The organism is Rossellomorea sp. GQ25 (assembly GCF_059758515.1).
The window spans coordinates 278,355-292,077 of record NZ_JCAXEQ010000002.1 but is presented as its reverse complement, the minus strand read 5'-3'; the positions used below and the strand labels follow the sequence as shown (position 1 = coordinate 292,077).

Below are 13,723 nucleotides of genomic sequence, written 5' to 3'. Positions count from 1 at the left end.
GGCTTATTTTTTTAGTAGTGGGTTATCAACCAGCATATAAAACACAAAGCAGGTGGAAGTCGGGGACGAAAAAATACGAGAGTTTTCATATTTGTCGGCATCCATGTGCACTATATAAACAAAACGTACAGGGTGGTGAAAGAATGTCTAAGCAGAAGAATAAGGACCTTAAGAATAATAAAGCGATGCCGAAGTCAGATGTTGAATTTGCACAAAATGGACTCGAAAAGGTGGCCATTAAAGCGCAGGAAAGAAAGAATAAGTAGAGTAGAAATTGATTTATTGCTAAATAAGATTGAAAGGGAGCTGTTTCCCTTTCAATCAAACCGTGATTTAGTCTATGCTGATATCATTGATTTCCAAATAACCGGCAGGACTGATAGAAAAATCTTTTACGTTGTTTCGAATCGCCGCCATGTTTTCAATCACCCGGACCGGAATATAGACCGCGTCTTCCATTTCCAGCTCCTGAGATTTCGCATAGAGCTCCAATCTTTTCTCTTGGTCTTTTTCAGAACGGGCCTGTTCGATCAATTGATCTACCTCATCATTACTATAGAAAAATGTATTTCCGGCAGGTCCATGGGAATTGGTGTGGAAGAGATTGTATTGATTATAATCCGCATCTCCTGTAGCATTTCTCCAACTGATGATGAACATTTCTGAATTTCCACTTGTGGCTTGCTCTACAAAGGTTCCATACTCCTGGATCTGTATTTCTAAGTCGATTCCAATTCCTTTGAGTTGGGATTGCATGACTTCAGCCAGACTGATTCTTTCTTTACTGTCCATTGTAAGCAATGTGGTTTTGAATCCATCAGGGTAGCCTGCTTCCGCTAGTAACCGCTTGGCTTCGTTTACATTATACTCATATGCCTTCATATCCGGATGATAGCCAAACACTTTAGATCCTAATAAGGAGTTGGCTTTTTTTCCTATATTATTAAATACACCTTTCATGATGGAATCCATTTCAACCGCATGGGAAATGGCTTTCCGGACACGTACATCATTGAAAGGTTCCTTTTGTACATTGAACCCTACATACTCGGTACCAAAGCCTTCACTTCGGTATACTTCAACATTATTGGAGGACTTCACCGAATCCATCATCGTGACAGAAAGAGGTTCTGCAATATGGGCTTCACCTGTTTCAAGCATGGAAATTCTCGTTGTCTCTTCTGGTACGACTTTGAAAACGACTTCGCTTATAGTTGGTTGATCTCCCCAATACTCGTCGTTTCTATGAAACACGATCTCTTTTCCTGTTTCCCATGACTTGAACACAAATGGACCTGTGCCGACCGGCTCTTGGATAATGTCTTTTCCATATTTATCGATGGTCTTCGGACTGATGATTCCGCCTTCATGACTCGCAAGGATGGATAATAAGGGGGAAAAGGGCTCAGATAAAAGAAATTGAACGGTATGATCATCGACTACTTTTACTTCCTTGACCATTTTGAATACAACCGCTCGAGGAGAAGCCACCTTTGGGTCTGTTAAACGATCAAACGTTTTCTTCACAGCCTCGGCATTAAATGGTGACCCATCATGAAACGAGACATCATCTCTTAGTTTGAACTCCCACGTTGTATCATCCAACTGCTCCCATTCCTTAGCAAGTAACGGCTTGATTTTGGCATTTTTATCTCTGCCGACAAGCCCCTCATAAATTTTACCGTGCGTGACACTTGCCGCATTGATGGTGGACATAAAATGGTGATCGAGATTCTCCACATCGGATAGACGGGCAATAACCAGGCTATTTTCTTTCTTGGAAGCCTGTCCATCAGCCTGGTCACCTGAAGTTGCCCCCATATTGGTGGAGCAACCGCTAATCGCTAACATCAGTATCATTATTGCAATCATGAAAATCCTACTCCTGAAGCTGTTTACCTTCTTCTTCATCTATTCATCCTCCCTTCCGTATTTATTTAATTATAAGAATTTTCAGACTTATAAAATTAAGATATCTTTACTGTTTTTTTTGTTTTGTTGACCTTTTTGTATTGGGAGGATGTTTTAATATGGGCGGATGAGTTTATTCTGAGGTTCATCATGGCAAATCGAATGTAGTCCCAAGCATCCGGCGCCACTTTACTTACAGGTGACGCCTTACGAGGATAGGGTCCGATTAATAAGTTTGGACAAAAAATCCGTCATCTTCTAGCCATTCGGCTACAAATATATCTTTATAATCAGAAATACCTTGTGACTTGAGGTGTTTTTTTAACCAAGACTCATTAAAGCCTAAATCAATTAGTTCATCCCATAAAACTTCCCCATCGCGAATTAAGGTAACCGGAACATAAACAGATTTTATAGGCATATTGAAATCTTCTTGAGTAGTTTTTTGATACTTTGTCTTTTTTAATATGCTAATGGAGCCGTTCGATTCTAAATAACAAAAAGCAACCTCTCGGATAGAAAAGGTTTCGCTTTGCCGAAGTAGGCTTTGCAACTGATTGATATTCATTCGGTTTTTTTTCAATTCTTCTCGATCAACTATTCCATTTTTAATAAGAGCAGACGGTTTTCCTTCAAAAATGCCACGAAACGCTAGATACTTTTGTCCAAGATATTCGACCAAGAAAAGTAAACCGCCCCATAATGCCATTGAGTATATAATATATAAAACACCGATTTCATGGTCGTATAATGCGTTACCAAGTAATTCTCCCAATACAATAGCGGCAATAAAAGTGAAGGGGGAAATTTGATTAATGATTTTCTTCCCAACAAGCTTAACGATTATAAAAAGAAGGAAAAATCCAATGATAAGTTCAGTGGTAAGATATATGACTTTCATAATATAAAAAACTCCATTCAAGCAAACACCATGATCGTGTTATATTTCTAATCTTTTTATGTTTGACCATACAAGCTAAAAAGATTCTTGTTTAATTCAGGAAAGGGTGCTCTTAAATAATATAGGTATAAAATGTTCCATTTTTATTTAAAACCTTTGTTTTTGAAGGATTTTCATTAATAGACACGAATAATGAATATATCCGGAATAAAAAAAGGAGCGTGTTATTATGAGTGGCGGATTCCAAAATAAGGAAAAAGTAGCGGATTTTCTTACGGCTAACAGAGAGGAATTTAAGCAAATACTCTTATCTGAAGCTGTAAATGTTGGGAGCAAAATCAATGATATTCTAGAAAAAGGAAACATCGATCTATTAAAGAATGCAGAAATTTTAGCTCACTATATCGTTAAAAACAAAGAAGAAGAGCTGATTGAATTTGCAAAAGTAGAGGGTATTGCATGGGCGCAACATTCTCTCACACTTTCATTCAAACTGGAATGGGTACATGCAATTAGAAGAACTTTATGGTATTTCCTTTATCAATATGATGATCAGAATGAGGATAATGAATCTCCAAGAAAGAAATTCTTTGATTTGGAAAAAAGAACTAATGACAGCGTTGATCAGTTCCTGAATAATTTCTTTATCAGTTATTCTGATTACAAAGATGGACTGCTATTGTCTCAGAAAAAGCTGGTGGAAAATCTATCGGTACCTATCATCCCGATCAATAGCTCGATTGCGGTATTGCCTTTAATTGGAATGATAGATACCAATCGTGTCCATACACTGGAAGAAAAAGTATTGATGGGAATCAGTTCTATGAAAATTCAAACCCTTATTATAGATTTATCAGGTATTGCGGAAATGGAATTGGATGTCATTTTTCAATTTGAGAAGATCTTAAACGGAATTAATATGATGGGATGCAAAGCAATCCTTACAGGGCTTCGGGTAGAGCTAGTCAGAAAAATAATTGATACAGGAGTGGCATTTTACAGCCAAGTAGAGACAAAGGGTACATTACAGCAAACACTCAAAGAACACCTGGTGTTGGAATCAGGAGTGCAATTTTAATTTAATAATTTTATTTATAGGCTTGGTCAGTTTTATACCCAATCTGTAAAGAAAAGTTACAAATAGATGGTTTCCGGGTAACCGGGTTTTGGTGGTTATAGAAAAATAAAAGAACCATATGCATTTTTTAAAAGGCTCTTTTTCGTAAACTTTGTTGCTACTTTAACATAAGAAAGCAGGAGTTGAATTCCGCTATACAGAATGCTCGGCCGAACGCTTGCTGTAAGCGGAGCGTTTCCCTCCCATCTATAGCACACTGGTTGACAGACCCCTGATAGACTTATGTTAAAAAACAACACTCTTTACGAAAAGAGCCCTTGAATAGAAACAATAGAATGAATGATTAAATGGTCAACTAATCTTAATGATATAAATTAACAAAAGACTGTTATTCCAGAAAAGGGGCAATAAGCGGAAGAACAATCATCTGATCCCCAGCTTTTTCTTTATTCAATGTTCATTGAGGTTACTTTCTAACGCGACTATCCGACATTTGATCCAGCTCCAACGGCAAAAAAGCATAATCTCCGTCTTTCATGATCTCACGTTTTAAAACGGGAATAGGATGTTTGAAAATCGGTCCATCTACTACTGTGGTATGGAACTCTCCACCTTCACCGCAGGGATCAATCCCTCGGGCTTCAAGTTCCTTTATGTATTCATGGGTTAACGTGCGCCCTAAATCGTCTCGGCGCATGCCAAGGGATAAATTAACCGTTACAAGGATGGATACAAATCCTAAATTGATAAACTCTTCGACAGCTTCACGATGATTCATTCCCCATAAAGGCATCCCAAGCTTCATGCCTGCGTTTTTCGCCACTTTTTCATGCCAGCAGCCGTGTTCAGGCATATCCAGGTCTCCCGTTACTAACACTTCTGCCCCTTGTTTCTTTGCTTTTTCTAAAAGGGTCATGAAGACTTTTTCATAATCTGTCCAACTGGCAGCTGCTGTGAATAAGGGCAAACCGATCGATTCCGCTTGTGCACGGATAAGCTCCGGAGGCATCCCGTGTGATCTGGAACGCTTTCCTTCTTCCTCCAGCATCACAATCAGGCCGATAGCGTCTCCATCCTTCGATGCTTTGTATAGAGCTAAAACACTATCTTTTCCTCCGCTAAACGAAGTGATGAATGAATGCCCGTGAGCACCATGTTTCCATTCCTTAGATTCTGTCATTCTTATAATTTCCTCCTTAATGGTTTTTAATATTTTTCTAACTGGTTTCATCGTTTCTTTCATTCTATCACGATGGGGCTTTATAGATAACATTATACCAGCCTGCGATAAGTAAATGCCTTAGTCCATAAGGACAAAAGAGTCGCCTATTTGACGCCTCTTTTACTGGGACCATTACTAATGTGGTTTCATTTTCTATGAATCCGAATCTCATTAACCACCAGCGATATCACTATTAACCCACTCGACACGAAAAAGCTGATCCAGGTCGATTGAATTGAATTATAGCTTAAAAGAGACAGCAACCCGGTCCCTAAACCTATCAACGAACAATAAGGGACGAGCACCGGGATCGTTCTTTTATAAAAGATGACCGCCAGCATGGTCGGGATTATGGCAGCATACACCTGGGCAAAAAAGAAGATGAGCTCCATCAGATTCGGTGACAAGATCGAGCTGATGAGAAAGAGTGATAGGGAAAGCACACCGGAGACCAAATAGGTCTTTTTCAATTGCTGGTCTTCACTCCAATCGAACGTATGGTTCAACATATTACGGATGACCATGATCGAGGTGGCATGGAGCTCTGCCCCCACGGTTGATGCAATGGCACTGAAACAGCAGCCGATAAATAATAGAAGCAGGAACAATGAGTCGATTTTCTCCACCAGTTGACTCAATATGGAATAAATGTTTTCAAAGCCCTGCCCATAAACCGCAATCAGTACAATTGCAGTGAAGGCAAGGGGAATGGTCGCCCATATGATTCCGGCCATCATAAAGGATGTTCGCACCTTGGATTTTTCAATGATATAGATTCGCTGCCAGCTCGCCCGGTCGATCAATACTTGTCCGAATCCAATCAGAAATGCGGTAAGAATGAACAAGGTGATTTCATTATGTTTCAGAAATAATAAATAGGGATGGTACAGGAGCAATCCATCGTAAACGGGAAAAATACCTTTTTGGATAAAAAAATAAACGGGAATCAGGATGATGGCTGCGAAAATAAACGAGATATGAATCCCTTCAAAGCGATGGATTTGCTTCATGCCTCCTATGGACAACAGGAAGCAGTATAGAAAAAATACGAGTAACCCTACATAAATCGGTGTTTTTAATAGAAAGTGGAATAACACACCTGCCCCAAGTGCTTGTATGAGCAGGGAGTCAAGGCTTGTCAGGAGCAATACCCACATGACGAACCAGTATGACCGGCCCCGGAGCCTTTCTTTCAATACATCCCCAAGAGTCATGGAGTTTGGAAATCGTTCCCTGATATAGGGGGTGATGCACCCGAATAGAAAGAGAGCGATGGCTCCCATCATGGCATAGCCAATTCCGCCAAGCAGTCCATATTTAACAAGTGTTTCAGGAGAAGACAAAATCGTATTGCCAGTCACCCATCTCGCCAGGAGCGAAACGACTCCATACGCCACTCCAAACGTGATGGTTCCTTGTATATACTCACGATACGTTCGTGGCTTCATTCATTTATACCTTCTCTCTTATCCGGTATTCCCTTGGAGTGTATCCCGTTTGCTTCTTAAATAATGAGCTGAAATAGTGCTGGCTGCTGAATCCACACGCTTCAGATATAGAAGAAATGGACTTTTCGGTGTCCTGCCGAAGTAATCGCTGTGCGGCCTGGACTCTGAAATCATTTAGGTATTCAGAGAAGCTGATCCCCATTTCTTCATGAAACTTCCTGCTCAGGTACGTACCATTGATATGGATCTGGCTCGCCAATGATGAAAGGGAGAGCTTATCGCTGTATTGTTCATGGATGATCGTTAACGCTTCCTGCACGATATGGGATTGGATGGATGCGTATTTATATTGGTCGAGAACTTGAAATAATTCTTCTTCAATAATCGGTTTTGTTAAATAATCCTTTGCCCCGAGTCGCAGGGAGGCCTGGGCATAATCGAATGATTGGTAGGCCGTGACCATAATGATGTCGATATGTTCATATTTCTTCATTTCAATCCCGAGTTCGATCCCTGATTTACCAGGCAGTTGAATGTCGAGAAGCGTAAGGCGAATCGGATGTTCCGTCAGGATCTTTAACGCCTGTGACGCATCCGCGGCTGTATGAATCGTCCAATAAGGATATTTTTCGTGAATCATATAGTTGAGCTGCTCCAGTTCAAGGGGCTCATCGTCAACGAGCAAAATATGCATTACGCTTCCTCCTTCATCAAGTAATGGTGTCTTCTTTGGTCATATGAGGCCAGAAGATCTGGACGCTCGTTCCTTTGGCTTCTTCATTCAGCTGAATGAGGATTTCTTCCTTCGGGAAGAGCATCTGCAATCGCTTCTGGATATTGTGTAATCCAATTCCCCGATCATCCTTTCGAGTGTCAAGCGCGTCCAAAGCAGTGGATGAGCTGTTCCATACTTCTAAGTACACTTTGTTCCTCTGCTCATTCAGGATGATGATCAGCTTACCTTGTCCGGGATGCTTTTCAAGGCCATGCTTAAAGGCGTTTTCTACAAGGGTCTGCAGGAGGTAAGGGGGAACCAGGGAAGCATTGCAGCTCTCTTCCACGCTCCACACTACATCGAGCCTTTCTCTGAATCTCAGCCTTTGAATGTCGAGATAGTATTGGGTGTATTGGATCTCCTCTTCCATGGTGATCAACGGGTCAGTCTGTTTGTATTTGAACTTAAAGTATTTGGAAAGGACCTCGATGGCAGAAATCAGTTCTCCCTTGCGATTCAGACGTGCCAGGCTCAAAATAACATTAAGTGTATTGAAAAAAAAGTGGGGCTGGATCTGTTGGTTCAGTTGGTTGTATTTAGCTTCCTGCAGTTCCTGTTCCAGAAGAAGTTCGTTCTTTTCTTTCTCCAGTTGGTCCAATCGTTTTTCAAATAGAAAGAGAAATAATAAGCTAAAAGCCCCAATGATTGGGGCTAATACGGACAGCATGATATAAAATGAAAAGGATTCTTGTGTAATCATGTGAAGAACTCCTAAAGGGATGAGTCATACTTTCTATTTTATAAGAAAACTAAGATTCTGAAAATATCTTTAGACATAATGACACCTTGTAAAATGTTCCTCATGACCGGTCATTGGAGGCAGTTCTGCTATACACAAATCCGTTGCCAGAGGGCAGCGGGTGTGAAACTTACAACCGGATGGCGGATTTAATGGGGAAGGGACATCCCCTTTTAAAAGGATTCTTTCTCTTTTCTTAGAAAAATCAGGTACTGGTATGGCCGAAAGCAAGGCTTTGGTATACGGATGGGTAGGGTTGTCGAACAGCTCATGCTTTGTACCGATTTCGACAACCTTCCCCAGATACATCACGATTACCCGATCTGATATATGACGTACAACACTTAAATCATGGGAAATGAAGAGGTACGTCAATTTCAATTCCTTCTGAAGTTTCTTTAACAGGTTCAAGATTTGTGCCTGAATGGATACATCCAGTGCCGATACGGCTTCATCACAAATGATCACTTTCGGATTGACCGCCAATGCCCGTGCGATTCCGATCCTCTGTCGCTGACCACCGCTGAATTCGTGGGGAAGACGGTCCAGTGATGTAATCGGAAGGCCCACATAGTCCAATAATTCCTTCATACGATCTTCGTGTTTGGAAGGGGGCAGTACTTTTTGTATGGTCATGGCTTCTTTCAGGATCTTTCTGACGGTTTGTCTCGGATTCAAGGAGGCAAACGGATCCTGGAAAATGACCTGGATATCTCCCCTCATATTTCTTAATTCCTTTTTGGATAGCCTGTTCAATTCCAATCCCTTGTATTGAATGCTGCCTTCCGTCGGCTTATCCAGCTGTAGGATGGCACGGCCGGTTGTCGATTTGCCGCAGCCGGACTCACCTACGATACTGAGGGTTTCCCCTTCATACAGCGTGAAGGTGATATCATCCACGGCTTTCACCACTTGTTTCGGCTGGAACAATGACTCCCTTTTGATAGGGAAGTACTGCTTCAGGCCCTTCACTTCTAAAATAGGTTTTTTTTCGGTCATCACAGCGGTCATGTCATCTGCACCTCTTTCTCGGCGTTATATAAAAAACATCTGATTTGACTGTCATCCTTTAAGGAATTGAGCTGTGGCTCTTCCTCATGACATCGTGCAGTCGCCAATGCACAGCGAGGAGAAAACCGGCATCCTTTTGGCATGTTATAGGGGGAAGGGACACTGCCCGGCATCGTTTCCAGCTCTACTTGGTCTTCATGCAATTTCGGTAATGAAGACAGCAGCCCATTTGTGTATGGATGCTTCGGATTTGAGAATAATTGTTCCGTCGAACTATATTCCACCACTTGTCCCGCATACATGACCGCCACCTTGTCACATAGCTCAGCTACCACTCCTAAATCATGGGTGATGAAGATGATGCCCATATTCAACTTTTTCTGAAGATCCTTCATCAGCTCAAGGATTTGCGCCTGGATCGTCACATCCAATGCAGTGGTCGGTTCATCCGCAATAAGGACCTCCGGGTTGCAGGCAAGGGCCATGGCGATCATGACACGTTGCCTCATTCCGCCGCTCAGCTGGAAAGGCTCTTGTTTCGCTCTTTGTTCAGGCGAAGGGATGCCTACTAATTCGAGCATTTCGACCGCTTTCTTCCATGCTTCTTTTTTTCCGAGCTTTTGATGAATGCGAACAGCTTCTGCAATTTGCTCCCCAACCGGTATGACAGGGTTCAATGACGTCATAGGCTCTTGGAATATCATGGAAATCAGGTTCCCTCGCACTTTTCTAAGCTCGGACTCTGACATTTTAAGGATGTCCTTTCCTTTCAATTCAATGGTCCCGTCCACTATCTTTCCGGGAGGGGAGGGGACAAGACGAAGAATCGAAAGGGAGGTCATGCTTTTTCCACAGCCCGATTCTCCTACGATCCCAAGCGTCTCTCCTTCGTGAAGGACAAAATCGATTCCATCAACGGCTTTCGTCACTCCTTTTTTCGAAGTGAAATGGGTTTTTAAGTTCTTTACTTCCAAGACTACATTACTCATAACAACCACTCCTAGTTAAGTTCAATTCGTTTGTTAAAGAATCGGTATAAAACGTCTACGAATAGATTGACGATCACAAAGACCAGGGATGCGACCAGTACCCCGCCCTGAACCATCGGGAGGTCTCGGGTACGGATCGAGTCAACGATCATACGGCCAAGTCCATTGATGGCAAAGACGGATTCGATTAATACCGTCCCTCCGAGCAATGCCCCAAACTGAAGGCCGACCACTGTGATGACGGGAATCAATGCGTTACGAAGTGCATGCTTATAAATAATGGCAAAGCTTTTCAAACCCTTTGCCTGAGCAGTCCGGATATAATCCTGCCTCACGACCTCAAGCATGCTGGAACGGGTCATTCTGGCTACGATGGCGGCTCCTCCGACCCCGAGCGTAAAGGCCGGTAAAATGATGTGCAGCATGCTGTCCCATCCTGCTACAGGTAAAAGCTGAAGTTTTACAGAGAATAAATAGATGGATAGCAGGCCAAGAAAGAAGCTTGGCAGGGAAATCCCTAATAAAGCGACAATCATCACTGAAATATCTGTAGGTGAGTACGGTCGGACTGCCGAAATGATCCCTGCTGTCATTCCAAGGACAATCGTAATGAGAATACTGTAAAAGGCAAGTTCAATCGTGATCGGTAAGCGGGTCATGATTTCCTGGATAACAGGCTGCTGACTCTTCAGAGATTGTCCAAGGTCACCTTGGAAGACATTCATGATGTATTCTCCATATTGGACATACAGGGGCCTGTTCAAGCCGAGCTCTGTCCGTAGTTGGTTGATCGCTTCTTTCGAGGCCCCTTCCCCTGCAAGTATGATAGCCGGGTCTCCAGGAACCATCTGCATGATGAGAAAGACAACCAGGGTCACACCGAATATGACGGGGATGATTTCTATTAATCTTCTGAAAATGTACAATATCATTTCATATTCCTCCTTATTATGATTTCAGTCTCGGATCGAGTGCGTCCCGAAGGCCGTCCCCGAACAGGTTAAAGCCGAGTACGAGAATGGAAATGGCCATCCCTGGGAAGAGGGCAATGTAGGGAGCGGTGAATAAAAAGTCCCTTCCGCTGGACAACATCGTACCCCATTCAGGTGAAGGAGGCTGTGCCCCTAATCCAAGGAAGGATAATCCCGCTGCTGAAAGGATAGCGGTGGCGAGTCGCAAGGATCCTTGAATGATGATGGGAGATAAAATGTTCGGCAGGATGTGCCTGAAGATGATGATGAAATCATTAGCTCCAAGCGACCGAATGGCATCAATATATTCAAGCTTCTTCGTTTCCAGCGTGGATCCCCGGACAACCCTTGCAAATAAAGGAATGGAGAACACCCCGACGGCAATCATGACATTCACAAGGCTTGGTCCCAGGGCAGAGATGATGGCAAGAGCCAATAGGATCCCGGGGAAAGCAAGCATGACATCCAGGATTCTGCTAATGAAGGTATCGACCCATCCTCCGTAAAACCCTGAAATCAACCCCATGATGATACCAAAGAAAGCACCGAAGCCGACTGCGGCAAAGCCGACCCCCATTGATAGACGGGAGCCGTAAAGAATCCTTGCAAGGATATCCCGTCCTTTATCATCCGTCCCCATCCAATGCTCTGTGCTTGGGGGCTGCAGTTTATTGTCCAGTTGGATTTCATAAGGATCATATACAGCCAGTAAAGGAGCAAACAGGGCAATGAGTATATAGAAGAGAATGATCCCTCCACCGACTACTGCTGCCTTGTTCCTTGAAAAGGTTTCCCAAAATGGTTTGATTCTTGTTTCAAACAGGCTGGGCTTTGACTCAAGTATGGGTGATTGAATTTCTTGAACTTTAAGTTCTGTCGACATGACGTTTCCTCCTCATTGAAATGGTTTGTGTAATTCAAAGATAGAGGAAGAGGGGTGGAAAGAAAAGATGATAAGTTTGAATTGTCAAAATAATTAAAAAGTTGGTAAAGATATTGAAAATCATTTGTTGATTTCTTTTTTATAATGCAGATAGGCAATAACAATACGGAAAAGGAGAGTGGATGAATTGAAAGAAAAGAAGCTGTTCAAGGGTTTCGCAGGGCTGCTGATCGTGATGGTCATGCTCATTACCCAGGCGTGTTCAACAAGTAATGTAGAAAGTGAAACGGCAAGCAAACAAGGTGGTGAATCAGAAGGCGGTGTACTGAAGGTCGTCCGATTATCCGATGCAACCAATTTGGATCCTCACTTCATCACAGATATTCCGTCCGCCAATGTACTTTACCAAAAGGTGTACGAGAGCCTTGTGACGTTTGATAAAGAAATGAACATTGTTCCGTCACTGGCGAAGAGCTGGGAGCAGCCGGACGATACGACGTGGGAATTCACATTAAATGAGGGAATCATGTTCCATGACGGATCTGAATTTAACGCAGAGGCTGTCAAAGTAACGTTCGACCGCTTACTGGATCCAAACACAGGGTCTCCTCAAAAGGATAAGCTCGGGATGATCAAAGAAATTAACGTACTGGATGAATATAAAGTGCAGTTCAAGCTGGATGCTCCTTATGCACCTCTATTATCGATCCTTGCAAGTAACGAAGGAAGCATCATGAGCCCGAAAGCGGTGAAAGAAAATCCTGATAGTCTTGCTAAGCACCCGATCGGAACCGGGCCGTTTGCCTTCGAATCCTGGAAGTCAGGTCAGTCCATCACGCTTGAAAAAAATGAAGAGTATTGGGGAGAACAGCCGAATATTGATGGAATCGAGTTTCAGGTTGTACCAGAGGACGCGACACGATTAGCGATGATTGAAACGGGTGAAGCTCATATCAGTGATCAAGTGCCTGTGACTGAAATCGAACGCATCGAAAGCTCTGACACATTGAATCTGTATCGAACAGAAGGGTTAGCCGTCGAATATGTCGGATTCAATACACAAAAAGAGCCCTTCGATAATGTAAAGGTAAGACAAGCCATTTCCATGGCCATTGAAAGAGAAGCGATCATAAAAGGTGTCTATAACGGTGTGGGAACATTGGCAAATGCCGCGATGAGTCCAAAAGTATTCGGTCATAGTGAAAAAGTGAAACCGTATGAGTATGACCCGAATTCTGCCAAGGAGCTTTTGAAAGAAGCAGGATTTGAAAAAGGTTTGGAGCTGACACTGATTACAAGTGACCGTAAAGAACGGATCAATATGGCGGAAGTCATTCAGTCCCAGCTGAAGGGAATCGGCATCAAAGTCAGTATTCAGGTCCTGGAATATGGTGCGTATATTGAAGCCGTAGACACAGGAGAACAAGATATGTTCATCGGTGGATGGGGAAATGCAACCGGTGACGGAGACTACAACCAATACAACTTGTTCCACTCTGCTTCCCACGGTTCACCAGGAAATCATTTCTATTACACCAATGAAAAAGTTGATGAACTCATCGTGCAGGCAAGAAAAGAAGTGGACCCGGATGTAAGAAAGAAATTATATGAAGAAGCCATGACTATTGAAATGGAAGAAGCGGTATATATTCCTATTCGAAATTACGAGCATTTAGCAGTATACAACAATGAAGTGAAGGATTTCTGGTTGAGTGCTGCCAACTACTTAATGGTGAATGGTGCAACGATCGAATAAGGGGATGATTCGGGTGGTGAAAGAGCACCATCCGAAATA

13 protein-coding genes are annotated in these 13,723 nt (G+C 42.7%); 3 read left to right on the top strand and 10 right to left on the bottom strand.

The features are described from left to right. Positions 1-143: 143 nt before the first annotated feature. A complete protein-coding gene (locus tag AC6CIB_RS07200) occupies positions 144-266 on the top strand; it encodes a hypothetical protein (RefSeq protein ID WP_262371810.1) in 123 nt (40 codons plus the stop codon). A 67-nt stretch (positions 267-333) separates the two neighbouring features. Here AC6CIB_RS07200 and AC6CIB_RS07195 read toward each other — a convergent pair whose 3' ends face one another. Next, entirely contained in the window at positions 334-1,911 is a 1,578-nt protein-coding gene (locus AC6CIB_RS07195) for a glutathione ABC transporter substrate-binding protein (protein WP_498279171.1), read from the bottom strand. 226 nt (positions 1,912-2,137) lie between these two features. After that, the gene (locus AC6CIB_RS07190) at positions 2,138-2,812 is read right to left on the bottom strand and encodes a DUF421 domain-containing protein (RefSeq protein WP_498279169.1); all 675 of its coding nucleotides are present in this window, start codon (positions 2,810-2,812) and stop codon (positions 2,138-2,140) included. A 229-nt stretch (positions 2,813-3,041) separates the two neighbouring features. On the opposite strand from AC6CIB_RS07190, the gene AC6CIB_RS07185 reads away from it, so the two are divergent. Beyond that, on the top strand, positions 3,042-3,890 hold the full coding sequence (locus tag AC6CIB_RS07185; RefSeq protein WP_498279167.1) for an STAS domain-containing protein: 849 nt from the start codon (positions 3,042-3,044) through the stop codon (positions 3,888-3,890). 466 nt (positions 3,891-4,356) lie between these two features. Here the strand turns inward: AC6CIB_RS07185 and AC6CIB_RS07180 are convergent, their stop codons facing one another. The 8 genes from AC6CIB_RS07180 to AC6CIB_RS07145 all read right to left on the bottom strand — a co-directional run bounded on the left by AC6CIB_RS07180 (position 4,357) and on the right by AC6CIB_RS07145 (position 11,928). Further along, positions 4,357-5,070, bottom strand: a complete 714-nt coding sequence (locus tag AC6CIB_RS07180) for a Dph6-related ATP pyrophosphatase (RefSeq protein WP_498279165.1) — start codon at positions 5,068-5,070, stop codon at positions 4,357-4,359. Between the two features lie 188 nt (positions 5,071-5,258). Next, positions 5,259-6,560, bottom strand: coding sequence for a hypothetical protein (locus AC6CIB_RS07175; RefSeq protein ID WP_498279163.1), 1,302 nt, complete (start codon positions 6,558-6,560; stop codon positions 5,259-5,261). Between the two features lie 4 nt (positions 6,561-6,564). Beyond that, positions 6,565-7,254 (bottom strand): response regulator transcription factor, encoded by a 690-nt coding sequence (locus AC6CIB_RS07170; RefSeq protein WP_498279161.1) that lies wholly within the window; start codon positions 7,252-7,254, stop codon positions 6,565-6,567. A gap of 16 nt (positions 7,255-7,270) precedes the next feature. Next, positions 7,271-8,035, bottom strand: a complete 765-nt coding sequence (locus AC6CIB_RS07165; protein ID WP_498279159.1) for a sensor histidine kinase — start codon at positions 8,033-8,035, stop codon at positions 7,271-7,273. Positions 8,036-8,104: 69 nt separating this feature from the next. Next, positions 8,105-9,085, bottom strand: a complete 981-nt coding sequence (locus AC6CIB_RS07160; protein ID WP_498279157.1) for an ABC transporter ATP-binding protein — start codon at positions 9,083-9,085, stop codon at positions 8,105-8,107. Continuing rightward, positions 9,082-10,074, bottom strand: coding sequence for an ABC transporter ATP-binding protein (locus AC6CIB_RS07155; RefSeq protein WP_498279155.1), 993 nt, complete (start codon positions 10,072-10,074; stop codon positions 9,082-9,084). Before AC6CIB_RS07155 ends, AC6CIB_RS07160 begins: the two co-directional genes overlap by 4 nt. An 11-nt stretch (positions 10,075-10,085) precedes the next feature. Then, positions 10,086-11,006: an ABC transporter permease gene (locus AC6CIB_RS07150; RefSeq protein ID WP_498279153.1), complete on the bottom strand. Its 921-nt coding sequence runs from the start codon at positions 11,004-11,006 to the stop codon at positions 10,086-10,088. Positions 11,007-11,022: 16 nt separating this feature from the next. Next, positions 11,023-11,928, bottom strand: a complete 906-nt coding sequence (locus tag AC6CIB_RS07145; RefSeq protein ID WP_498279151.1) for an ABC transporter permease — start codon at positions 11,926-11,928, stop codon at positions 11,023-11,025. Between the two features lie 235 nt (positions 11,929-12,163). On the opposite strand from AC6CIB_RS07145, the gene AC6CIB_RS07140 reads away from it, so the two are divergent. After that, positions 12,164-13,684 (top strand): glutathione ABC transporter substrate-binding protein, encoded by a 1,521-nt coding sequence (locus AC6CIB_RS07140; RefSeq protein WP_498280505.1) that lies wholly within the window; start codon positions 12,164-12,166, stop codon positions 13,682-13,684. Positions 13,685-13,723 lie beyond the last annotated feature (39 nt).

Coding starts and splice junctions, on each gene's coding strand:
- AC6CIB_RS07170 (WP_498279161.1), bottom strand. CDS start 7,254: ATGCATATTTTGCTCGTTGACGATGAGCCCCTTGAACTGGAGCAGCTC.
- AC6CIB_RS07140 (WP_498280505.1), top strand. CDS start 12,164: ATGGTCATGCTCATTACCCAGGCGTGTTCAACAAGTAATGTAGAAAGT.
- AC6CIB_RS07145 (WP_498279151.1), bottom strand. CDS start 11,928: ATGTCGACAGAACTTAAAGTTCAAGAAATTCAATCACCCATACTTGAG.
- AC6CIB_RS07155 (WP_498279155.1), bottom strand. CDS start 10,074: ATGAGTAATGTAGTCTTGGAAGTAAAGAACTTAAAAACCCATTTCACT.
- AC6CIB_RS07180 (WP_498279165.1), bottom strand. CDS start 5,070: ATGACAGAATCTAAGGAATGGAAACATGGTGCTCACGGGCATTCATTC.
- AC6CIB_RS07160 (WP_498279157.1), bottom strand. CDS start 9,085: ATGACCGCTGTGATGACCGAAAAAAAACCTATTTTAGAAGTGAAGGGC.
- AC6CIB_RS07190 (WP_498279169.1), bottom strand. CDS start 2,812: ATGAAAGTCATATATCTTACCACTGAACTTATCATTGGATTTTTCCTT.
- AC6CIB_RS07175 (WP_498279163.1), bottom strand. CDS start 6,560: ATGAAGCCACGAACGTATCGTGAGTATATACAAGGAACCATCACGTTT.
- AC6CIB_RS07165 (WP_498279159.1), bottom strand. CDS start 8,035: ATGATTACACAAGAATCCTTTTCATTTTATATCATGCTGTCCGTATTA.
- AC6CIB_RS07150 (WP_498279153.1), bottom strand. CDS start 11,006: ATGATATTGTACATTTTCAGAAGATTAATAGAAATCATCCCCGTCATA.
- AC6CIB_RS07200 (WP_262371810.1), top strand. CDS start 144: ATGTCTAAGCAGAAGAATAAGGACCTTAAGAATAATAAAGCGATGCCG.
- AC6CIB_RS07195 (WP_498279171.1), bottom strand. CDS start 1,911: ATGAAGAAGAAGGTAAACAGCTTCAGGAGTAGGATTTTCATGATTGCA.
- AC6CIB_RS07185 (WP_498279167.1), top strand. CDS start 3,042: ATGAGTGGCGGATTCCAAAATAAGGAAAAAGTAGCGGATTTTCTTACG.